Genomic DNA, 20,629 nt, shown 5'->3' with positions numbered 1-20,629 from the left:
CGAAGAAAATCACTGTTCTAATGAAGGTTGTATGGTACCAGATCGGATCGTTCTGTAGAATGAGTCGATAGTTGGAGTAACCGCACCTTTACCGCAAATGGGATAAATATACTCATAGTTGTGTCCGAATTCTTTCTACGTTGTAGGCTGTCCAACGGAAAAATTCTGGAGAAGTTGATGCCACGGATTCTGGTGGTCGACGATCAGAAGGATGTGCGCGCCATGATCTCTATGGTGCTGCGCGTCAATCAGTTCGACGTGGTCGAAGCGGGAACCGCTGCGTCCGGACTGCAGTTGTTCCGCGACCAGGCATTCGATGCCGTCATCGTCGACATCTATCTCGATGATTCCAACGGGCTCGATCTGGTCAGCAGTATGCGCGCGCTGGTTCCCGACGTTCCGGTGGTCGCCGTCTCCGGCATGACTGCCTTCGATGGCGCGTCGATGTCGGACGAGCTGACCCGTGTCGTTTACCTGCAGAAACCGTTCCGCCCGGCCGAGCTGATGCGTGCCGTTGAAACGGCCCGTGCAGCAGTGGCGGCGAAGGGGGCCCCATCGCTTTCGGCCTGTGCCGGCTGAGCCGGTCTGTTCCTCTGTACGACGTGGTTCCCCACGGTGGGCGGGCCTCAACGACGAACCAAGCGCTCAGCAGAACGCCCCGGTCCAGGACCGGGGCGTTTGTATTTTGCTGATGATGATCGAGACGGTCAGGAGTTCTATCAGGAGCCCTTGCCGCCGAGCTCGGCGTAGCCGCCCTTGGCGTCCCACTTGTAGACGACGTAGTCGATCTGCTTGATGTCGCCCTTGGCGTCGAAGCCGAGCTTGCCCAGCACCGTGTCCCACTCGCCGGCCTTGATGGTGTCCATCACCTTCTTGGCGTCGGTGGTGTTGGCCTTCTTGACGGCCTGCGACCAGACCTGGATCGCGGCGTAGGTGTAGAGCGTATAGCCCTCGGGATCGATGTTCTTGGCCTTGAACTTGTCCACGATCGCCTTCGCGCTCGGCTTGTTGCGCGGCTCGGGGCCGAAGGTGAACAGCGTGCCTTCCGCGGCCGGACCGGTGATCGAAGCGAACTCCTTGTCGTTCATCGCGTCGCCCGCCATCAGGATGGTCTTGAGGCCCTGGTCGCGCATCTGGCGCAGGATGAGGCCGGCTTCCTGATGATAGCCGCCGACATAGACGAGATCGATGTTGTCACGCTTCAAGCGGGAGACGATGGCGTTGAAGTCCTTGTCGCCCTTGTTGTAGGACTCGAACATCTTCTCGGTGACGCCGGCCTTGTTCAGCGCCTTCTTGGTCTCGTCGGCGAGACCCTTGCCGTAGGTGGTCTTGTCGTTGAGGATCGCGATGTTCTTGCCCTTGAAGTTCTTCGCGATGTAGTTGGCGGCAACGAGACCCTGCTGGTCGTCACGGCCGCAGACGCGCGCCACGTTCCACAGCTTGCGCTCGGTGAACAGCGGGTTGGTCGAGGCCGGCGTGATCTGCAGCACGTTGCTGTCGGCATAGGCCTCGGAGGCCGGGATCGACGACGACGAGCAGAAATGGCCGGCGACGAACGGAATGCCGGAGCCGGCGAGCTTTTCGGCAACCGAACGCGCCTGCTTCGGATCGCAGGCATCGTCACCCACCTGCAGTGCGAGCTTCTTGCCGAGCACGCCACCGGCGGCATTGAGGTCGGCGACCGCCATCTCGGCGCCGTTCTGCATCTGGCGGCCGAAGGCCGATTCACTGCCGGTCATCGGGCCGGCCACGGCGATGTTGATGTCTTCGGCGAAGGCAGCAGTCGAGAGCGCCAGCGATGCGCCCAGAGCCAAGCCGATGAGTTTGAGTGGTTTCATGAGAAATCCTCGCGGGGGTAGGTCGACACGGAACGGCCCGAACGGCGGGCCGCAGACCGCGCGCATTGTGGCTGATTTTCCGGCGAAGTCACCGGCAATTTTTGACCACACCTACGAAGGACTAAGGCCATTCTGGCCGCGTTTTGAGGGCCCGCCTCAGTGGCGGCCGCCCTCCAGATAGGCAGCGCGGATCTCCGGTCGCTGCAGCAGCTCGGTGCCGGTGCCCGACAGCGTAATCAGGCCGTTGACCAGCACATAGCCGCGATGGGCGAGCTTCAGCGCGTGATTGGCGTTCTGCTCGACGATCAGCACGGTCAGACCGTCCTGGCGGTTGAGTGTCCGAATGGCGTCGAAAATCTGGCGGGCGATCAGCGGCGCCAAGCCGAGCGAGGGCTCATCCAGAAGCAGCAGGCGCGGCCGGCTCATCAGCGCGCGTCCGATCGCCAGCATCTGCTGCTCGCCACCGGATAGCGTGCCGCCGCGCTGGTCGACGCGCTCCTTCAGGCGCGGAAACAGGGCGAAGACGCGCTCCAGCGTGCTGGCCCGCTCCGCGTCGGTCGTCTCGCCGGCGTCGGCGCCCATCTGCAGGTTTTCTGCCACGCTCATGCGCGGAAAGATGCGGCGTCCCTCCGGCGACTGCGCGATGCGCAGCCGCGCGATCTGATGCGTCGGCACCTGTGTGATGTCGTTGCCGTCGTAGACGATGTTGCCGGAGCTTGCGCGCGGGCGGCCGAAGATCGACATCATCAGCGTCGACTTGCCGGCGCCGTTGGCGCCGATCAGCGCGACGATCTCGCCCGGCTTGATGTCGAGATCGACGCCCTTCAGCGCTTCGATTTTGCCGTAGGACGCGCGCAGATTGCGGATCGCGAGCAGGGACGCACTCACGCCTCGGCCTCCATCACGGCTGCGGCCTCTTCCTCGTCGGTGCCGAGATAGGCGGCGATGACCTTCGGATCGTCGCGGATCTCGCGCGGCGTGCCCTCGGCGATCTTGACGCCGTAGTCCATCACGACGACGCGGTCGGAGATTTCCATCACGACGCTCATGTCGTGCTCGATCAGCAGGATCGACGTGGCGTGATCGGCCCGGATCGACAGCAGCAACTCGCTGAGGGCCGCACTCTCGCGCGCGTTGAGGCCGGCGGCCGGTTCGTCGAGGCAGAGCAGGGCCGGCGAGGTGCACATCGCGCGCGCGATCTCCAGCCGACGCTGGTCGCCATAGGCGAGATTGCCGGCCGCGTCGTCGGCGCGGTCGATCAGCCCGACGCGCTTCAGCCAGAACACGGCCGCATCGATCGCGTTCCGCTCGGCCGCGCGCCACGAGGGCACGCCGAGCAGCCCGAGCACCGTCATGCCGGACGCGCGCATCAGCGCGTTGTGCTGCGCGACCATCAGGTTCTCGAGCGCCGTCATGCCCGGAAACAGCCGGATGTTCTGGAACGTCCGCGCCACCTTGGCCTGCTTGGAGATGTTGAAGTCCTTCAGCTTCTGCATCTCGAACTGCGCGCCGTCATCATGGGTCAGGCGGATGACGCCGGAGGTCGGCTTGTAGAAGCCGGTGATGCAGTTGAACACGGTGGTCTTGCCGGCGCCGTTGGGGCCGATCAGGGCCGTGATCTGCGTGCGTTGCGCGGTGAACGACAGCGCATTGACGGCGACGATGCCGCCGAAGCGCATGGTGAGGTTTTCGAGTGCGAGAATGGGAGCGGAGCTCATCCGTGGCCTTCCTTGACGAGGTCCGAAGAGATGCTCTTGGATTTTTCCAGGAATACGGTCGGCGCGCGATGGCCGACAATGCCGCGCGGCCGCCAGATCATCACCAGCACCATGGCGAGACCGAACACCAGCATGCGGTAGCTCTCGAGGCTTCTGAACAGCTCGAAGCCGCCGATCATGGCGAGCGCCGCCAGCGCGACGCCGAGCTGCGACCCCATGCCGCCGAGCACGACGATGGCGAGCACCAGCGCCGATTCCTGGAAGGTGAAGGATTCCGGGCTGATGAAGCCCTGGCGCGTGGCGAAGAAGGCGCCGGCGAAACCGCCGAACATCGCGCCGGTCGCAAATGCGGTCAGCTTGGTGGTGGTGATGTTGATGCCGAGCGCGCGGCAGGCGACCTCGTCCTCGCGCAGCGCTTCCCAGGCCCGGCCGATCGGCAGCCGGCGCAGCCGGATGGTGACCCAGTTGGTCAGGAGTGCCAGCGCCAGGATCAGATAGAACAGAAAAACGATGCGATGCGTCGGCGAGAACGGGATGCCGAGCATCGATGCAAGGCCGCCTTCGCCCGGTGCGAGCGGAATGCCGAACAACGTCGGTCGCGGAATCCCGGAGACGCCGTTGGGACCGCCGGTCACGTCCTGCCAGTTGATGAGGACGAGGCGGATGATCTCGCCAAAGGCCAGGGTCACGATGGCGAGGTAGTCACCGCGCAGCCGCAGCACCGGAAAGCCGAGCAGCACGCCCCAGAAGGCGGCGAGAATGCCGGCGAGCGGCAGGCAGACCCAGAACGACAGGCCGAAGGTGGTCGAGAGCAGGCCGTAGGAATAGGCGCCGACGGCGTAGAACGCGACGTAGCCGAGGTCGAGCAGGCCGGCGAGACCGACCACGACGTTGAGGCCCCAACCCAGCATGACGTAGGTCAGGACCAAAATGCCGAGGTCGAGAATGTAACGCTGATTGTAGAAGATCACCGGTACCAGCAAGGTGAAGATCAGCAGCGCCGGCGCGAGATAGCGGCCGGCTACCGACATGCCGCTCCGCACGGACGGCGGCACGAAGCTGCCGAGGCCGCCGCGCGGTCCGAACCACAGCCGCAGCAGCTCGACCGCGATCGAGCCGACGAACACCGCCACAACCAGGCTGGCGAGGTCGCCGAAGCGGGTCCAGTATACGAGCTGGCCGCTCTGACCCGCTTCGGTGCGGACGCCGACCATCAGGGAGAACAGACCGAGAGCGACCAGTGCGCTGAGAAGGGCCTTCTTGAGGATGAAGGCGGCTCCGACCGGTTCGGAGCCTTTCGACGAGGCGGGAAGGGACGCGCTCACGCGGACTCCATCTTCAGACTTTTTCGACTTCGGGCCGGCCGAGCAGGCCGGTTGGCAGGAAGATCAGCACCACGATCAGGATCGAGAATGCCGCGACGTCCTTGTACTCCACCGAAAAATAGGCCGACCAGAACGTCTCGATCAGTCCGATCGCGAGGCCTCCGAGCATCGCGCCCGGCAGCGAGCCAATGCCGCCGAGCACCGCCGCCGTGAACGCCTTGATGCCGGCGACGAAGCCCATGAAGAAATCGACCAGGCCGTAATACAGCAGGTACATCATGCCGGCGACGGCCGCGAGCGCCGCGCCGATCACGAAGGTCATCGAGATGGTGCGGTCGACGTCGACGCCGAGCAGTGCCGCCATGGTCTGATCCTGCTCGCAGGCGCGCATGTCGCGGCCGAGCCGCGTGCGGGATACCAGCCAGGTGAACAGCGCGAGCAGAACGATGGTGGTGATGACCACCACGATCTGGATGTTGGAGAGCTGGACGACGAAGCCGCCCGCGCCCTCGTGCAGCGTGTAGCCGCCGGTGATGATCGGCGGCACCGGCTTGACGCGCGCGCCCTGCGACACCTGCGAATAGTTGGTGAGGACGAACGACATGCCGATGGCGGACAGCATCGGCGCCAGGCGGAACGAGTGCCGCAGCGGGCGATAGGCGATACGTTCGATGGTCCACCCATAGAGCGCCGTGATGGCCATCGACACCAGCAGCACGATCAGCAGGATCACCGGAACCGCGGTCAGGCCCAGCGACACCAGGACCAGGAAGCAGATCAGCGCGATGAAGCCGCCGATCATGAAGATGTCGCCATGGGCGAAATTGATCATGCCGACGATGCCGTAGACCATGGTGTAGCCGATGGCGATCAGGCCGTAGATCGAGCCAAGGACGAGGCCGTTGATGAGCTGTTGCGCGAAATAATCCATGAACTGCCGTGAGTGAGACTGCCGATACCGGTTCGCAACGCGGCGGGGGCCTTGTAGAGCGGGTGCCGGTATGCCTGGAGACGCACCCGCGCCCAAGGCGACGCGTGCGGCAGTACTAACAGTTTGGAACCGGGTGCCGCAACAGCGTGCAGTGCCACAATTGCGGGCTTATCCCGCCTCCTTTGATGGCGCGGTTCCCCTGCCTTCCTCGGGGCCGGCCGTCGCCATCAAATGACCGCTTGGGAACCCAGCACGTAGCGCCGAAAAGGAGGGTTCTCGCACCGGTTGCTGGCGCCGCTATATGCCGCTACCGCTGTCTTCCGTCGAACCAGGCACTTTTGCCATCAGCTTCGACTGGAGCCTGACCAAGGCGTCGCGCAGCCGCGTCGCCTCATCGTACCGGGTTTCCCGAGCCACCATGCCAGAAAACGGATCTTTCACCATGGTCTCGGCGGCCTGGGCAAGACGGCGCATCGGCGTCACCACCCATTTCGCGGCGAAATTGAGCAGCACCAGGATCGAGAACACGCCACCGGCAACGTTGAACCAAAACGAGCGCACAAGCTGGCGGGTCGGCACCATCGCGGCAACGGCGTCCTGCCGGATCAGAAGGGACCAGCCGAAGCTCGGCAGATCGGCGTACTTCACGGTGGGGAACGTGAGGGTGAAATAATCCTTGCCGTCGGGCCATCGCTCGATGAGCGCGACCGAGGCCCCGCGGCTTGCGGCCTGCGCCGAGCCGATCGTCAGTGGCTTGCCGACGAGATCCGGCGGGCCGAACAGCACGATGCTCTCGCGCGACAGCAACACCAGATCGATGTCGCGCGACGCCAGCGCCGCGACGGATTCGATCACCCATTTCCAATCGATCTGGGCCCCGATGACGCCGGCGGGGGCGCCGTCGTGCACGAGCGGAGCCGACATGGCGATCAAGCGGTCCGGTCCCGAAGCGGCCTGCAACATCCGGCCCAGGGCCTCTGATTCGCGATCATCGACCGCCGTCGGCACCCCGAGTCCATGCCGGAACCAGCGCAGGTCGGCGACGCTTTGTCCTTCCAGCATCCGGTCCTTGCTCGCGATGACCTTGCCGCCGGGGTCGGCGATGCCGAGCCAGGCATAGCGCGGCTGGAACTGGCTCACGAACTGGATCTGCCGGCGCGCCTCGGCGACGTCGGCGGGGTCGATGATCGCGGCGAGCCGCGACACGTCGCTCCACGTGCCGTACAGCTGTCGCGCCAACAGGTTTGCGCTGAGCTCACCGCGCGTCCTCAGCTGCTCGATCGCGAGCTCCTCGCCGCGCCGCTGCAGCGACGCCGAATAGAGGATGGCAACGGCCAGCGCCGTCACGACGATCAGTGTCGTGCCGCCGAGGAAAACCGCTGTCTGTAAGCTCCACCGTCGCCTCGTCATCGTCCACTCCTCAATCGGCCACGGCTCGCGCGATTTCTTTCAGCATGCGGCCGAGATCGCCGCTGTCGGCGCCGGGCACTCCGCTCGCGGTGTGCAGCCGCTCGATGATCTGGGCGCGCTGCTGCGGCGTCACCGCAAATATGAGCCGGTAGCCGTCGTTCGTCGGAGCCGCGACCTTGGTTGGGATATCGCCGATCAGGGGCAGGGTGAGCGTGCCGATGGCGCCGGTCGCAAGGCCGACCGGACCGCTGACGCGTGCGCCGCCGGGGCCGAGATTGACGATCCAGCCGCGTTGCGGCTCGCCGTCGACCGTCAGGGTTATCGGCTCGACGATCTGGCGTTGCGGCCGGTTGTAGCGTGGACGGTCGATGCACACGGCGATCGCCACCGACAGCACCAGAATGTTGTAGATCGTCCAGAACATCACGACGATGACGCCGTCTCCCGCGGTCCCCGTGGTATTGAAGACGAAATCGGACGTCAGCGACACGATCAGGCCACCGATCGTCAGCGCCATCAGGATCAGGAAGGGCCGCATCAGCGGCCACTGGACGATGATCTTGGCGCGATCGCCGCCCTTGGCGGTCACCGAGAATTTGTGCGGACCGGGGGAGAGCAGGCCGAGAGCGGCGGCGCGGAGCACGGGCCAGGCGGCGACGATCTGCGAGACATCGTTGACGATCGGAATGAACAGTCCCTTGGACAGCCAGTTCAGCGTGTACATGATCGAGAGATAATAGGGGCCGTAATACCGGATGATGTCGGCGATCGAGGCGTTCACCACCGTCACCCCGCCCCACCAGTAGAGCAGTGGACAGATCAGCGCGGCGAGGCGGAACGGATAGGTCGACGTCCAGTAGAGCAGCGAGTCGAGGACGCTGAGCCGGTGGAAGAAACCGAGACCATGGGAGCCGAATGGATTGTAGACGTTGCGCACGATCTGCATGAGGCCGAGGCACCAGCGGCCGCGCTGCGTGACGTATTCCGCAAGGCCTTCCGGCGCCAATCCCTCCGACAACGCCTCGTTCAGGTACACGGTCTGGTAGCCGTGCGCGGACAGGCGCAGTGTGAGCAGGAAATCCTCGGTGACGCTCTCGGTCGGCACGCCGCCGATCATCTCCACGGCGGAGACGCGGAATATCGAGGAGGTGCCGCAGCACATTGCGATGCCCCAGGCGTCGCGCGCCGGCTCGACGTTGTCGAAGAAGTGGCGCTGCTCGTCGGGATAGGACGCGCCGATGCCGAGATTGTGCTGGATCGGGTCCGGGTTGAAAAAGTGCTGGGGCGTCTGTACGAGGCCGACAGCCGGATCGTGGAACAACGCGAGCGTCCGCTCGACGAAGTCGAGATGAGGCACGAAGTCGGCGTCGAGAACGGCGACGAAATCCGGCCGGTCCGCATCCGCCGCGCGCAGCCGCAAGGCATTGTTGATGTTGCCGGCCTTGGCGTGCGACTTGTCGGTGCGGGCGACATAGCCGATGCCGTGCTCGGTGCAGTAGTCCCGGAGCCAGGCTCGGCTGCCGTCGTCGAGGACGAAGACGCGCAATGCCGCATAGGTGATCGCCTTGGCGCCGACGATGGTTCGCTCCAGGACCTCGAGCTGCTCGTTGTAGGTGGTGATGAAGATGTCGACCCGAGGCGGCGGCCTCGGAAGCCACCAGCCGGCATGGCGATCAGCCTCCGTCGTCCGCTCCTTGGTCCTGGTCAGGATCAGGAAGGCGAAGGACGACGAAACAACGGTGAGCGCTTCGAGAATGGCGAAGCCCCAGCTGAGGATCCCATCCGGCGTGAGGCCGGGCGGAGCAAGGGTCTCGGTGAAGCGCCAGGCGACATAGCGCCAGGCCAGCAGGATCGAGCCGCTGAGGAGCAGGGTCCGCCAGTACCATATCTTCGGGTCCAGGAGGGGCAATGCCAGGACGCGCAGCCCTACGATGATCGCAACGACTGCGAACGCGGACAGGAATGGTGACAGCGTCGGCATCAGTAGCCGTACCGGGCGACGAAGCCGCGCAATGCCGCGATCGGTCCGCTGGTGAAGATCACCCGGCCGGTGCGCCCGATGGCGCAGGACAGATCCGGCTGCTTGGCGAGATCTGGCACCGCAACGGTGACGTCGAACCGCTGCAAGTGCTGCGGCGTCGGGCCGACGGCGAGATTGGCGTAGAGTTGCGAGGCGCCCGAGCCGCCGAGACGTGTCACCGTCCCATCGAATATCCGGTCGTCTCCGAACAGACGGAACTGCACCGGGGCGCCGATCGACAGGCGGGCGTAGAGACTTTCGGGAACGCTCGCGGTCACCACGAGACTGTTGCAGTCCACCAGCTTGACGAGATCCTGACCGCGACGGGCATATTCGCCATCGTCGACGAGGAAATCCCAGGCCATGCCCAGGACGCGGGCCCTCAGCGTCGCCGAGGTCAGCCGGTTGATCCGGACGCGTTCGGCGTTGATCTGCTGCTCGTATTGGACCAGGCGGGATTGGATCTGCTGCTCGTCCACGGCAAGTTCGGCGAGGCGCAGGTCGAGCTCGTGAATGCGCTGCATCGAGAACGGCACGTCGTTGTAGGAGTCGCCGATGAAGACCCCCGATTGCGCGGAGCCGAGCTCGGTCTCGACATAGTTGGTGCGCTGTTTCGCGCTTTCCAAATCCTGCTTGGCGATATCGAGCGAGGCGCTGGCCTGGTCGAGGCCGGCGACCGTCTGGACCCCGCGTTCCTTCAGCTCGTTGGCCCGCGTGAAGGTGAGATCCGCGAGCTTCAGCCGGGCGGCCGCGGCATCCTCCGCCGCCTTGGCCTCGGCGATGCGCGCCGCGATCTGGCGGACGCGGCCGGTCTTGTAGTTGGCCGACTGGGCCGCGAAGGCGGCCCGCGCCTGCTCGAGCGCCGAACGCTGCGCCGGAACCCGCTTGAGCGCGATCTTCTGCTCGTCACGGTCGCGCTCGAGATTGAGCAGGCGCGTGGTGTCGAACCGGTCGTCGACGATCTCGGCCACGAGTTCCCCGGCATTGACCCTGGCGCCGATATTGCTCACCCCCAGCGTCACGCGGCCTTCGATCGGCGCGCGCACGACGTAAAGCCGGGCATTGACGGTCGCGTCGCCTGAAGTTCCGGCGAAATGCTCGCCGACCAGGATGTAGAGGCCGCCGGCCAGCAGGAGGATGCCGATGAAGATCCGAGCTACTCTCATGCGGTACTCCCGCTCGGCAGCTGCCTGCCGCATCACGATCCCGCTGTGCGAAACGCAGCGGTGTTCGCCCCTAAGGTAGTATCTATGTTTTAGACTACTTTGACGCTAGTCAAGAACGCCGCTGACGCGGCGCACGGAGCTGCAAGGCGCATGGACTTGAATCAGCGGCCGCCGACGTGATCGGACTGCCGGCGGATCGATCGTGACCGATGCAGGCGTCGGCGACGGCGGTCTTTCAGCGGAGGAGCCGCATCCCGTTGGTGGACCGAAGCGGACGCAATGTCGGATGCGGTGCAGATGTTCGAGGAGGCGTCGATGGCCGGAAAGGCCGCTATCACGCGGGAATTCGGGGCCTGATCGGCGAGGTCGTCAGCCCGGTCTCTACGGCGATTGGACGGGGGCTCTCGCGCCCGTCGCCACCCTGTTAAGGTAAACGAATGGTTTAAATTGCCGGGCGCGTTTGCCGGGCGTTAGCTCGTCTGGAAATCGGCCGGACGGGCAGTTGGTGGGATGCAAAGGTGGGCGTGACATGATCAAGGATTGCGTGATCAGGAATTGGCGGCTCAGCTGCGTCAACGGTGTGCTGCTGGCGCTTTATTTCGTGCCCGCCTGGACCATCATCGCGTTTCAGATCATGGTGTCGCCGATCCAGGGGTTGTTCGCGCGGCCGAATATCGCGGTGGCCTTGTTCATCAGCGACCACCTGCAGCTGTCGGGCATCGAGACGGTTCGCGCCGCCTGGCTGCTTGCGCTGGCGCGACTGACGGTCGCAGGCTTCTTCGCGATGTTCCTGGTGCTGATCCTGGTTCCGCGGGTGCGAAAGGTGGCCGGCTATGTCGAGGCGCTGTCGATCGGGCTCGGCTTCGGCAGCATGCTCGCCTTCTTCAGCATGATCATGGCTGCCAAAGTCGGGGAGCCCCAGGCGTTGCGTCTGCATGCCACGGAACTCCTGATGCTGCTCGGCACGGCCATCGTCATGCTGGTGGAGAAGCCGACGACGCAAGCCTCGCCGTCTTCCGCATCCGCTTCACCGAAGATGGAGCCCACGGCGACGCCGTCGCCGCAGCAGGCATGACGCCCCGATCCATCTCGGTGCATCAGTGCTGGGTCAGAAAGCCCAGCACGGCATCGTTGAACTGGCCCGCCGCTTCGACATTCGAGATGTGCGCGGCATCGACGATGGTCATGCTGGCGCCGGGGATGCGGCTGCGGATTGCTTCCGCCATCGCGATCGGCGTCGATTTGTCGTAGCGGCCGGCCACGACGAGGGTCGGGCTCTTGATGGCCGGCAGATCCTCACGCAGGTCCAGGGCACGCAGCGCCGCGCAGCAGGCAAGATAGCCGCCGACAGGGGTGGCCACGAGCATTGCCTTCATCCGGTCGGCGACATCAGGATTGTGATCACGAAACTCCTGCGTCAGCCAGCCAGCGATGACCGTGTCGGCGATTCCAGCGAGTCCGCTGTCCTCGACCGCCTTGATGCGGGCGTCCCAGATTGCCGGATCGGGGTAGTAGCAGGTGGTGTTGGCGAGCACGAGCTTGCCGATGCGTTCAGGAGCATGGGCGGCGAACCACTGCCCGACCATGCCGCCCATCGACACGCCGCACCAGTGCACCTTCTCGATGTTGAGGTCATCGAGAATCGCCAGCGCATCGCGGCCGAATCGCTCGATCGAGTAGGGCCCGGGCGGCACTTGCGATTTGCCATGACCGCGCCGGTCATAGCGGATCACGCGGAACACCTGCGTGAAGGTGCGCATCTGCGGCTCCCACATCTGCAGGGTCGAGCCGAGCGAGTTCGAGAGCATCAGGGTCGGCCCGCCGTCGCGGCCCTCGACGGTGACATTCAACAGACAGCCGTCGGCATCGATCATCGGCATGGGCGGAATCCTTGTCGCAGGCGGCCGCGCCGCCGGAGGAATCGTGCAGATTTGATGGCGAACTAACCACCGCCGCCGCCGTCTGCCAATCAAAACCCGACGGCGGCGAGGTCCGGAATGCTGCGGTGCCCGGCTTTTCTGCAACGCTTCCGGGCGCTGCTCGCCCTTCCTTTTGGGCGTTCGGTGCTTTACTTGAATGCCTCTAACCGCGCCAATCGGGGGGAGATGCACATGGCTATGACGATGACGGGCGAAGTCCAGCTGGCCGCTCCGCGAGAGCAGGTCTGGGACAAGCTGAATGATCCGGAGGTGCTCAAGGCCTGCATTCCCGGTTGCGAGGAGCTGGAGAGGACCGAGGATGGCGGCCTCCGCGCCGTTGCCAAGATGAAGGTCGGACCGGTCTCTGCGCGCTTCAAAGGCAAGGTGACCTTGAGCGATCTCGATCCGCCGAACGGCTACAAGATCTCCGGCGAAGGCGAGGGCGGTGTCGCCGGATTCGCCAAGGGTGGCGCGGTCGTCGCGCTGGCGGACAAGGACGGCGGCACGCTGCTGACCTACAATGTCGAAGCGCAGATCGGCGGCAAGCTGGCGCAGCTCGGCCAGCGGCTGATCAACGGCACCGCAAAGAAGCTCGCCGACGAATTCTTCGCCAACTTCGCCAAAGCCGTTCAAGGCTGACCGCAACCGACCCATGCGCGGCCGGGGGCGAGGTTGCCCGCCGCCGGGAGCGCCCATATGATGGTTTTCGACTGATTTTGCTGGGCTGCGCTGCAGTGCAACGCTGTCGCGCGGATAATAGAGAGTCCTGAATGGCCAAGATTTCCATGATTGTGAACGGTAATCCCGTCACGGCGAACGTCGACCCGCGGACGCTGCTGGTGCAGTTCCTGCGCGAGAATCTGCGCCTCACCGGCACCCATGTCGGCTGCGACACGTCGCAATGCGGCGCCTGCGTCGTCCATCTCGACGGCAAGGCAGTGAAGTCCTGCACGACCTTGGCCGTGATGGCCGATGGTCATGAGGTCAGGACGATCGAGGGACTCGCTGCCGACGGCGCGCCGCTGCATCCGATGCAGGAGGCGTTTCGCGAGCATCATGGCCTGCAATGCGGTTTCTGCACGCCGGGCATGATCATGACCGCGGTCGACCTCGTCCACCGTAAGGGACATGAGCTCAGCGACGAGACCATTCGCGAGGAGCTCGAGGGCAATCTCTGCCGCTGCACGGGCTATCAGAACATCGTGCAATCGATCGCCGCCGGCGCCAAGGCGATGGCCAAATCGGACCTCGCCTAAACGTCTGACCTTGCCTTAGTCGGCCCGCTGCGCACAGGACATTCCCCTATGTACGAATTCAAATATCATCGGCCGGCGACCGTGCGCCAGGCCGCCAATCTCCTCACCAAGAACGAAGACGCCAAGCTGGTCGCCGGCGGCCACACGCTGGTGCCGGTCATGAAGCAGCGGCTCGCGAGCCCGCCGCATCTGGTCGATCTCTCCCATGTCGAGGGGCTCGATACGATCGAGGTGAAGGGCCGAAACCTCGTGATCGGCGCGATGGCGCGTCATGCCGACGTCGCCAACTCCGCAACCGTCGGCGAGGCGATTCCGGCGCTGGCCCATCTGGCCAGCCTGATCGGCGATCCCGCGGTGCGCCATCGCGGCACCATTGGCGGCTCGATCGCCAACAACGATCCGACCGCGGACTATCCGGCCGCATGCCTCGCGCTCGGCGCCACCATCGTCACCAACAAGCGCAAGCTGAAGGCCGAGGAGTTCTTCCTCGGGCTGTTCACGACCGCGCTGGAGCCGGACGAGATCATCACCAAGGTGAGCTTCCCGCTGGCCAAGAAGGCGGCCTACGTCAAGTTCCGCAACCAGGCCTCGCGCTACGCGCTGGTCGGCGTGTTCGTCGCCCGCCGTCCGTCCGACGTGCGCGTTGCGGTGACCGGGGCCGGCGGCAATGGCGTGTTCCGCGTCACCGCCTTCGAGGAGGCGCTGCAGAAGCGCTTCTCGCCGAAGGTGCTGGAGGGCATTCCGGTCTCGGCCGAAGGCCTCAACAGCGACATCCACGGCAGCGCCGAATATCGTGCCCATCTGATCGGCGTGCTGGCGCGCCGTGCGGTCGATGCGGCCAATGCCGGCGCCAAGGCCTCAACCGCGTCGGAGGGAGCCGCCGAACCCGAGGCTCCGGCTTCGTGACGGACGCGTGAAGAAGGAAGCGGTCTCGCCCATGAGTGCTCCGGCCCTGCCAGCATCGGTCGACGCGATGCTCGAATTGTTGTCCTCGCGCGGCTATCTGGCCGAGCGATCGCTGGCGACGGTGACCTATCTGTCGCTGCGCATGGGCCGGCCGCTGTTCCTCGAAGGCGAGGCCGGCGTCGGCAAGACCGAGATCGCCAAGGTCCTGTCGGCGGCGCTCGGCCGCAAGCTGATCCGGCTGCAGTGCTACGAGGGTCTCGACGTCGCCTCCGCCGTCTACGAATGGAATTCAGCGGCGCAGATGATCGCGATCCGGCTGGCGGAAGCGGGCGGCGAGGTCGACCGCGATCAATTGACGTCGGACATCTTCGCCGACCGCTACCTGATCAAGCGCCCGCTGCTGCAGGCGCTGGAGCCGGATGTCGCCGGCGCGCCGGTTCTGCTCATTGACGAGCTCGACCGCGCGGACGAGGCGTTCGAGGCCTATCTGCTCGAGATCCTCTCCGACTTCCAGGTCACGATCCCGGAGTTCGGTACCGTCAAGGCGCCGCATCCGCCGATCGTCATCATCACCTCGAACCGGACCCGTGAGATCCATGACGCGCTGAAGCGGCGCTGCCTGTATCACTGGGTCGATTATCCCTCCGCCGAGCGCGAGCTTGCCATCGTCAAAACCCGGCTGCCCGGCATCTCGCAGCGGCTGTCGCAGCAGATCGTGCGCTTCGTCCAGGCGCTGCGCGACCAGGACTTCTACAAGTCGCCGGGGGTCGCCGAGACGCTCGACTGGGCCACGGCGCTGACGGAGCTCGATGCGCGCTCGCTGAACGCCGAGGTCGTCGGCGACACGCTGGGCGCGCTGTTGAAATATCAGGACGACATCGCCCGCATGCAGGGCGATGCGTTGCAGAAGGCGATCAAGGACGCGACCAACGAGACGTAGTTCACGCCGGTGCCCACAATAAAGGTCGTCATTCCGGGATGCGTGCGCAGCACGCAGGCCCGGAATCCATAACCGCGATCGTCAGTATGGATTCCGGGCTCACCCTCCGGGCGCCCCGGAATGACGAGCTCAATTTGAGGCGTGTGCGAAGCGGACGAGGGATCAGAACGTGCCCACAAGCATCAATCACCTCGCGCCGCCAACCGGCGGCATCGCCGACAACATCGCGGGCTTTGCGCGGGCGCTGCGTGCCGCCGGCCTGCCGGTCGGTCCGGGTGCCGTGATCGACGCGATGACCGCGCTCGAGGTCATCGACATCGGCAAGCGTGCGGACGTCTTCACCACGCTCGAATCGATCTTCGTCAAGCGCCACGAGCATGCGCTGATCTTCTCTCAGGCCTTCGACCTGTTCTTCCGCCCGGCCGAGGAGTGGAAGTCGATGCTCGATTCGGTGCCGCTGCCGGATCACGCCAAGAAGAAGCCGCCGCCGGCCTCGCGCCGGGTCCAGGAGGCGATGTCGCAGCCGCAGACCCATGAGGAGCCGAAGGCGCAGGAGCAGGACCTGCGGCTCGCGGTGTCCGACCGCGAGGTGCTGCAGAAGAAGGACTTTGCGCAGATGAGCGCGGCGGAGATCGCCGAGGTTGCGCGCGCCATCGCCAAGATGCGGCTCCCGCAGGCCGAGCTGAAGACCCGCCGCCACACCGCCGATCCGCGCGGCCGTCGCATCGACATGCGCAAGACGCTGCGTCAGGCGCTGCGCACCGAAGGCGAGATCATCAACTTTCATCGCTTGGGGAGAATCGAGAAGCCGGCGCCGATCGTGGCCTTGCTCGACATCTCCGGCTCGATGAGCGAGTACACCCGCCTGTTCCTGCATTTCCTCCACGCCATCACCGACGCGCGCAAGCGCGTCTCGGTGTTCCTGTTCGGCACGAGGCTGACCAACGTGACCCGGGCGCTGCGCCAGCGCGATCCCGACGAGGCGCTGGCGAGCTGCTCGGCCAATGTCGAGGACTGGGCCGGCGGGACCCGGATCGCCACCTCGCTGCAGACCTTCAACAAGCAGTGGGCGCGCCGCGTGCTCGGGCAGGGCGCGATCGTGCTGTTGATCTCCGACGGGCTGGAGCGCGAGGCCGACAGCAAGCTTGCCTTCGAGATGGACCGGCTGCACCGCTCCTGCCGGCGGCTGATCTGGCTCAATCCGCTGCTGCGCTATTCCGGCTTCGAGGCGAAGGCGCAGGGCATCAAAACCATGCTGCCCCACGTTGACGAATTCCGCCCGGTACATAACTTGACTTCGATCGAGACGCTGATCTCGGCGCTGTCGTCGCCGCTGCCGCCCCACCAGCGCAGCGCGATCCGGCCCGCCGCCTGAGAGGGAGATGAACATGCTCAACCGCGACGAAGACATCCTCAGGGCCGCCGAGGACTGGCACAAATCCGGTCACGGCGTGGCGCTCGCCACCGTGGTCGAGACCTGGGGCTCGGCGCCGCGCCCGGTCGGGTCCAACCTCGTGATCAACGACGAGGGCACGTTCTTAGGGTCCGTGTCCGGCGGCTGCGTGGAGGGCGCTGTCGTTACCGAGGCGCTCGACGTGATCACCAGCGGCCAGCCCAAGATGCTGGAGTTCGGCGTCGCCGACGAGACGGCCTGGAATGTCGGGCTGTCCTGCGGCGGCACCATCCGCGTGTTCGTCGAGAAGGTGGGTTGATCCATGCAGCCTGCAACGCTGGCCGAACTGAACGCCGAGCGTGCCGCGCGTCGCCCGGCGATTCTCGTCACCGACGTCGGCTCCGGGGCGCAGCGCCTGGTCAGGGCCGCCGCCATCGCCACCGATCCGCTGCGCAACGAGCTGTCGACCCATCTGCGTATGGGCAAGAGCGGCATGGTCGAGGTGGACGGCAAGCGGCTGTTCCTGAACGTCTACGCGCCGACGGCCAAGCTCGTGATCGTCGGCGCCGTCCATATCAGCCAGGCGTTGGCGCCGATCGCCAAGTCGCTGGGCTATGACGTCACCGTCGTCGATCCGCGCACGGCTTTCGCCAGCCCCGAGCGCTTCCCTGACGTGCCGCTGATCGCCGAATGGCCCGACGTGGCGCTGCCCCCGCTCAACGTCGATCACTACACCGCCTTTGTCGCGCTGACGCATGATCCGAAGATCGACGATCCGGCGCTGCTGCACGCCTTCTCGCGCGACTGCTTCTATATCGGCGCGCTCGGCTCGCGGAAGACGCACGCCAAGCGCGGTGATCGGCTGCGCGCGCAGGGCGCCAGCGATGCCGACATTGCCCGCATCCATGCGCCGATCGGGCTCGCCATCGGCGCGGTGTCGCCGTCGGAGATCGCGGTCTCGATCATGGCCGAGATCACCGCCACGTTGCGGCTGCCGGCCAAGGAGAAAGAGCAGGCGGCATGAAGTTCGGTCCTGCCAGTCCAGCCGAGGCGATCGGCGGGGTGACGGTGCACACCCTGCGCAAAGGATCATTGGTGCTGAAGAAGGGCACGCTGATCGGTCCCGCGGAGGTCGAGGCGCTGGTCCGGGAAGGCGTCAAGGAGATCGTCGTCGTCCGGCTCGAGGCCGGCGACGTCTCCGAGGACGAGGCGGCCGCCGACGTCGCCAAGGTCGTCGCCGGCGCGGGCATTCACGTCGATCGCGCCTTCACCGGGCGCGCCAATCTGTTCGCGGCGCGGGCCGGCGTGCTGATGATCGACCGCGCCGCGGTCGAGCGCATCAACGGCGTCGACGAGGCCATCACCTTTGCGACCCTGCCGGCGTTCAAGCCGGTGGTCGAAGGCGAGATGGTCGGCACCGTCAAGCTGATCCCGTTCGGCGTCGAAGGCCGCCTGCGCGATGCCGCCGTCGCGGCGGCGGGCAGGGGCGCGCTCAGCATCGCCTCCTATGTGATCAAGCGCGTCGGCGTGGTCTCGACGCTTCTTCCGGGGCTCGCACCCAAGGTCATCGACAAGACGCTGCGCGTCACCGCAGAGCGGCTCGCACCGGCCGGCGCCACCATCATCGCCGAGCGCCGCGTGCCGCATGAGCAGGCCGCGCTGGCTGCTGCGATCAGGGAGTTGTTGGCGCTGGGCGCCGAGCTCGTCATCGTGTTCGGCGCGTCCGCCATCGCCGACCGCCGCGACGTCATTCCAGCCGCAATCACCGGCATTGGCGGTGCCATCGAGCATTTCGGCATGCCGGTCGATCCCGGCAATCTGCTCTTGATCGGTAGCGCCGCCGGTGTGCCGGTGCTCGGCGCGCCCGGCTGCGCCCGTTCGCCGGCGGAGAACGGTTTTGACTGGGTGCTGATGCGGCTGCTCGCCGGCATAAAGGTCAGCCGCGCCGAGCTCACGGCCATGGGCGTGGGCGGCCTCCTCATGGAGATCGTGACGCGGCCGCAGCCGCGCGCCAAGCCGGAGGTCGAGGGCGAACGCAAGGTCGCCGCCGTCGTGCTCGCTGCGGGACGCTCGACCCGCATGGGGGGGCCGAACAAGCTGCTGGCCGAGCTCGACGGCAAGAAGCTGGTGCGCATCGTGACCGAGCAGGCGCTGGCCTCCAAGGCCGGTGAGGTCATCGTCGTCACCGGTCATCAGGCCGAGCTGGTCGAACAGGCGCTGTCCGACCTCAACGTCCGCTTCGTCCGCAACCCGGATTTCGCCGGCGGCCTCGCCAGCTCGGTGAAATCGGGCATTGCCGCGGTGCCTGAGGGCGTCGATGGCGCAGTCGTGTGCCTGGGTGACATGCCGATGGTGTCCTCGGATCTGCTCGACCGCCTGATCGGCGCGTTCGCGCCGGATCGCGGCAATTTGATCGTGGTGCCTGTGTCCGAGGGACGCCGCGGCAACCCCGTGCTGTGGTCGCGCCGCTTCTTCGCCGAGCTGATGACGCTGGACGGCGACGTCGGCGCGCGGCACCTGATCGCCAAGCACACCGAGGCCGTCGCCGAGGTGCCGGTCGATGGTGACAGTGCGTTTCTCGACATCGACACGCCGCAGGCGCTGGAAGCCGCGCGGCGCGGTTGAAGCCCGTAGCCCGCGTGAGCGTAAGCGACATGCGGGTTCACCGACGCCGTTCGCGAGAGCCCGCATGTCGACTACGCTCATGCGGGCTACGACTTCCCTCCGACTCAACCTCTCATTCACCAAGTTTCAACGACCCCCGGCTAGATTTGCCGACATTGGGCCTCGGGGGAGGAGAGAGTGATCATTTCGACCGCCGCGCGACGTTTCGCGCTGTTTGCATTTGGCTTGACCGTGATCGTTGGTGCCGCGCGCATCGCGAGCACCAGCGCTATCAGCCCGGCGCATGCGGCCGGCGCGTTCGCCATTGGCCAGTGCGCCGCCTATGGCCAGGCGTTCGACTATCCGGCGGAGCATCTCGCCAAGGCCGCGGCGCTCAAGCAGTGCAAGGGCGACTGCACCGCGGTGACGATGAAGAAGGCCTGCGCGGCGTTCGCGGTCGATCTCACCAATCCCTGCGGCGCCCACGGCTATGCTGTTCGGCCGACGATCTCGACCTCGCTCAACGAAGCGACCCGGGAATGCTACAAATATGGCGGCAAGGAATGCGTCATCCGCGCCTGGGTATGCGACGCCAAGGGTTGATTCAAGTCTGATGATCTCAGCGGCTCCGCTGCCGGGGTTCCGCTTCCGCTTTCATTTCGATGCTTCACCCTGAGAACGGCTCGGCTATTCTCGGGGTTCGATGACATCGAACCCTGGAAGTGGCATGCAATTCGACACCAAGATCGCGCTGATCATCCGCAACGATCTCGAGGCCTGGCAGAAGCTCAACGTCGCGGCGTTTCTTTCCAGCGGCATCGCCGCGGCATTTCCCGAATGCATCGGCGCACCTTATGAGGACGGCTCGGCAACCCTGTATCACGCGTTGATCGGACAGCCGATCCTGATCTACGGCGCGCCGGATCGTGCCGCGCTGGCGCGTGCTCTGGATCGGGCGCTGTCGCGCAGCGTGAAGCCGGCGCTCTACACCGAGGACATGTTCAAGACCGCGCATGACGAGGCCAACCGTGATGCCGTGAAGGCGGTGGCGCGCACCGATCTCAATCTGGTGGGATTGGCGTTTCGTGCGGAGCGCAGGGTGGTCGACAAGGTCGTCGACGGACTCAAATTTCACGCCTGACAGCCATGGGCACATTGCGCTGTCATCAAACTGTTACTTCATGCAGCGGCGCGGCTTGATGC

At 65.5% G+C, this 20,629-nt stretch carries 21 protein-coding genes; 12 read left to right on the top strand and 9 right to left on the bottom strand.

Annotated features, from left to right (window positions below):
* The first annotated feature begins 177 nt into the window (after nucleotides 1-177).
* Entirely contained in the window at nucleotides 178-579 is a 402-nt protein-coding gene (locus tag QX048_RS15005) for a response regulator (RefSeq protein ID WP_315826475.1), read from the top strand.
* A 140-nt stretch (nucleotides 580-719) separates the two neighbouring features.
* Here the strand turns inward: QX048_RS15005 and QX048_RS15000 are convergent, their stop codons facing one another.
* From QX048_RS15000 to QX048_RS14965, 8 genes are all read right to left on the bottom strand, one after another.
* The gene (locus tag QX048_RS15000) at nucleotides 720-1,838 is read right to left on the bottom strand and encodes a branched-chain amino acid ABC transporter substrate-binding protein (RefSeq protein WP_315714776.1); all 1,119 of its coding nucleotides are present in this window, start codon (nucleotides 1,836-1,838) and stop codon (nucleotides 720-722) included.
* 156 nt (nucleotides 1,839-1,994) lie between these two features.
* Nucleotides 1,995-2,726 (bottom strand): ABC transporter ATP-binding protein, encoded by a 732-nt coding sequence (locus tag QX048_RS14995; protein ID WP_315749359.1) that lies wholly within the window; start codon nucleotides 2,724-2,726, stop codon nucleotides 1,995-1,997.
* Entirely contained in the window at nucleotides 2,723-3,556 is an 834-nt protein-coding gene (locus tag QX048_RS14990; protein ID WP_315714774.1) for an ABC transporter ATP-binding protein, read from the bottom strand. Before QX048_RS14990 ends, QX048_RS14995 begins: the two co-directional genes overlap by 4 nt.
* Entirely contained in the window at nucleotides 3,553-4,881 is a 1,329-nt protein-coding gene (gene livM / locus QX048_RS14985; protein WP_315826277.1) for a high-affinity branched-chain amino acid ABC transporter permease LivM, read from the bottom strand. The genes QX048_RS14990 and livM overlap by 4 nt, the downstream gene beginning before the upstream one ends.
* 13 nt (nucleotides 4,882-4,894) lie before the next feature.
* On the bottom strand, nucleotides 4,895-5,812 hold the full coding sequence (locus QX048_RS14980; RefSeq protein ID WP_315714772.1) for an ABC transporter permease subunit: 918 nt from the start codon (nucleotides 5,810-5,812) through the stop codon (nucleotides 4,895-4,897).
* A 297-nt stretch (nucleotides 5,813-6,109) separates the two neighbouring features.
* On the bottom strand, nucleotides 6,110-7,159 hold the full coding sequence (locus QX048_RS14975) for a hypothetical protein (protein WP_315826276.1): 1,050 nt from the start codon (nucleotides 7,157-7,159) through the stop codon (nucleotides 6,110-6,112).
* 73 nt (nucleotides 7,160-7,232) lie between these two features.
* Nucleotides 7,233-9,203: a glycosyltransferase gene (locus QX048_RS14970; RefSeq protein WP_315826275.1), complete on the bottom strand. Its 1,971-nt coding sequence runs from the start codon at nucleotides 9,201-9,203 to the stop codon at nucleotides 7,233-7,235.
* Nucleotides 9,203-10,408, bottom strand: coding sequence for an HlyD family secretion protein (locus QX048_RS14965; protein ID WP_315749362.1), 1,206 nt, complete (start codon nucleotides 10,406-10,408; stop codon nucleotides 9,203-9,205). The genes QX048_RS14970 and QX048_RS14965 overlap by 1 nt, the downstream gene beginning before the upstream one ends.
* A gap of 529 nt (nucleotides 10,409-10,937) precedes the next feature.
* Between QX048_RS14965 and QX048_RS14960 the strand changes: the two genes are divergently transcribed.
* Entirely contained in the window at nucleotides 10,938-11,483 is a 546-nt protein-coding gene (locus QX048_RS14960; protein ID WP_315714767.1) for a hypothetical protein, read from the top strand.
* A gap of 22 nt (nucleotides 11,484-11,505) precedes the next feature.
* Here QX048_RS14960 and pcaD read toward each other — a convergent pair whose 3' ends face one another.
* Nucleotides 11,506-12,288 carry a 3-oxoadipate enol-lactonase gene (gene pcaD, locus QX048_RS14955; RefSeq protein WP_316200525.1) on the bottom strand — a complete coding sequence of 261 codons (783 nt, stop codon included), beginning with the start codon at nucleotides 12,286-12,288 and terminating at the stop codon, nucleotides 11,506-11,508.
* 231 nt (nucleotides 12,289-12,519) lie between these two features.
* On the opposite strand from pcaD, the gene QX048_RS14950 reads away from it, so the two are divergent.
* The 10 genes from QX048_RS14950 to QX048_RS14905 all read left to right on the top strand — a co-directional run bounded on the left by QX048_RS14950 (nucleotide 12,520) and on the right by QX048_RS14905 (nucleotide 20,567).
* Nucleotides 12,520-12,966 (top strand): carbon monoxide dehydrogenase subunit G, encoded by a 447-nt coding sequence (locus tag QX048_RS14950; protein WP_315714765.1) that lies wholly within the window; start codon nucleotides 12,520-12,522, stop codon nucleotides 12,964-12,966.
* A 131-nt stretch (nucleotides 12,967-13,097) separates the two neighbouring features.
* Nucleotides 13,098-13,583 carry a (2Fe-2S)-binding protein gene (locus QX048_RS14945; protein WP_172180444.1) on the top strand — a complete coding sequence of 162 codons (486 nt, stop codon included), beginning with the start codon at nucleotides 13,098-13,100 and terminating at the stop codon, nucleotides 13,581-13,583.
* A 48-nt stretch (nucleotides 13,584-13,631) separates the two neighbouring features.
* Nucleotides 13,632-14,489, top strand: a complete 858-nt coding sequence (locus QX048_RS14940; protein ID WP_315714764.1) for a xanthine dehydrogenase family protein subunit M — start codon at nucleotides 13,632-13,634, stop codon at nucleotides 14,487-14,489.
* Nucleotides 14,490-14,520: 31 nt separating this feature from the next.
* Nucleotides 14,521-15,429 carry a MoxR family ATPase gene (locus tag QX048_RS14935; RefSeq protein ID WP_315714763.1) on the top strand — a complete coding sequence of 303 codons (909 nt, stop codon included), beginning with the start codon at nucleotides 14,521-14,523 and terminating at the stop codon, nucleotides 15,427-15,429.
* A 169-nt stretch (nucleotides 15,430-15,598) separates the two neighbouring features.
* Nucleotides 15,599-16,804, top strand: a complete 1,206-nt coding sequence (locus QX048_RS14930) for a VWA domain-containing protein (protein ID WP_315749367.1) — start codon at nucleotides 15,599-15,601, stop codon at nucleotides 16,802-16,804.
* 13 nt (nucleotides 16,805-16,817) lie between these two features.
* Complete coding sequence (locus tag QX048_RS14925; RefSeq protein WP_315826273.1) at nucleotides 16,818-17,141, top strand: XdhC family protein; 324 nt, start codon at nucleotides 16,818-16,820, stop codon at nucleotides 17,139-17,141.
* Between the two features lie 3 nt (nucleotides 17,142-17,144).
* On the top strand, nucleotides 17,145-17,846 hold the full coding sequence (locus tag QX048_RS14920; protein WP_315826272.1) for an XdhC family protein: 702 nt from the start codon (nucleotides 17,145-17,147) through the stop codon (nucleotides 17,844-17,846).
* The gene (locus tag QX048_RS14915) at nucleotides 17,843-19,447 is read left to right on the top strand and encodes a molybdopterin-binding/glycosyltransferase family 2 protein (RefSeq protein WP_315826271.1); all 1,605 of its coding nucleotides are present in this window, start codon (nucleotides 17,843-17,845) and stop codon (nucleotides 19,445-19,447) included. The genes QX048_RS14920 and QX048_RS14915 overlap by 4 nt, the downstream gene beginning before the upstream one ends.
* Nucleotides 19,448-19,624: 177 nt before the next feature.
* Nucleotides 19,625-20,029 carry a DUF4189 domain-containing protein gene (locus QX048_RS14910; protein WP_315826270.1) on the top strand — a complete coding sequence of 135 codons (405 nt, stop codon included), beginning with the start codon at nucleotides 19,625-19,627 and terminating at the stop codon, nucleotides 20,027-20,029.
* A 124-nt stretch (nucleotides 20,030-20,153) separates the two neighbouring features.
* Nucleotides 20,154-20,567 carry a DUF2000 family protein gene (locus QX048_RS14905; RefSeq protein WP_315826269.1) on the top strand — a complete coding sequence of 138 codons (414 nt, stop codon included), beginning with the start codon at nucleotides 20,154-20,156 and terminating at the stop codon, nucleotides 20,565-20,567.
* The last annotated feature ends 62 nt before the right edge of the window (nucleotides 20,568-20,629 follow it).

Source organism: Bradyrhizobium sp. SZCCHNS30572, from assembly GCF_032484415.1.
GTDB lineage: Bacteria > Pseudomonadota > Alphaproteobacteria > Rhizobiales > Xanthobacteraceae > Bradyrhizobium.
The sequence above is the reverse complement of the archived record's forward strand: the minus strand, read 5'-3'. Positions and strand labels throughout refer to the sequence as shown.

Excerpts from the sequence above, each read along its gene's own strand:
- QX048_RS14970 (WP_315826275.1), bottom strand. The coding sequence starts at position 9,203 with ATGCCGACGCTGTCACCATTCCTGTCCGCGTTCGCAGTCGTTGCGATC.
- pcaD (WP_316200525.1), bottom strand. The coding sequence starts at position 12,288 with ATGCCGATGATCGATGCCGACGGCTGTCTGTTGAATGTCACCGTCGAG.
- QX048_RS15000 (WP_315714776.1), bottom strand. The coding sequence starts at position 1,838 with ATGAAACCACTCAAACTCATCGGCTTGGCTCTGGGCGCATCGCTGGCG.
- QX048_RS14950 (WP_315714765.1), top strand. The coding sequence starts at position 12,520 with ATGGCTATGACGATGACGGGCGAAGTCCAGCTGGCCGCTCCGCGAGAG.
- QX048_RS14945 (WP_172180444.1), top strand. The coding sequence starts at position 13,098 with ATGGCCAAGATTTCCATGATTGTGAACGGTAATCCCGTCACGGCGAAC.
- QX048_RS14990 (WP_315714774.1), bottom strand. The coding sequence starts at position 3,556 with ATGAGCTCCGCTCCCATTCTCGCACTCGAAAACCTCACCATGCGCTTC.
- QX048_RS14905 (WP_315826269.1), top strand. The coding sequence starts at position 20,154 with ATGCAATTCGACACCAAGATCGCGCTGATCATCCGCAACGATCTCGAG.
- QX048_RS14960 (WP_315714767.1), top strand. The coding sequence starts at position 10,938 with ATGATCAAGGATTGCGTGATCAGGAATTGGCGGCTCAGCTGCGTCAAC.
- QX048_RS14980 (WP_315714772.1), bottom strand. The coding sequence starts at position 5,812 with ATGGATTATTTCGCGCAACAGCTCATCAACGGCCTCGTCCTTGGCTCG.
- QX048_RS14925 (WP_315826273.1), top strand. The coding sequence starts at position 16,818 with ATGCTCAACCGCGACGAAGACATCCTCAGGGCCGCCGAGGACTGGCAC.
- QX048_RS14940 (WP_315714764.1), top strand. The coding sequence starts at position 13,632 with ATGTACGAATTCAAATATCATCGGCCGGCGACCGTGCGCCAGGCCGCC.
- QX048_RS14915 (WP_315826271.1), top strand. The coding sequence starts at position 17,843 with ATGAAGTTCGGTCCTGCCAGTCCAGCCGAGGCGATCGGCGGGGTGACG.
- QX048_RS14920 (WP_315826272.1), top strand. The coding sequence starts at position 17,145 with ATGCAGCCTGCAACGCTGGCCGAACTGAACGCCGAGCGTGCCGCGCGT.
- QX048_RS14935 (WP_315714763.1), top strand. The coding sequence starts at position 14,521 with ATGAGTGCTCCGGCCCTGCCAGCATCGGTCGACGCGATGCTCGAATTG.
- QX048_RS14965 (WP_315749362.1), bottom strand. The coding sequence starts at position 10,408 with ATGAGAGTAGCTCGGATCTTCATCGGCATCCTCCTGCTGGCCGGCGGC.
- QX048_RS15005 (WP_315826475.1), top strand. The coding sequence starts at position 178 with ATGCCACGGATTCTGGTGGTCGACGATCAGAAGGATGTGCGCGCCATG.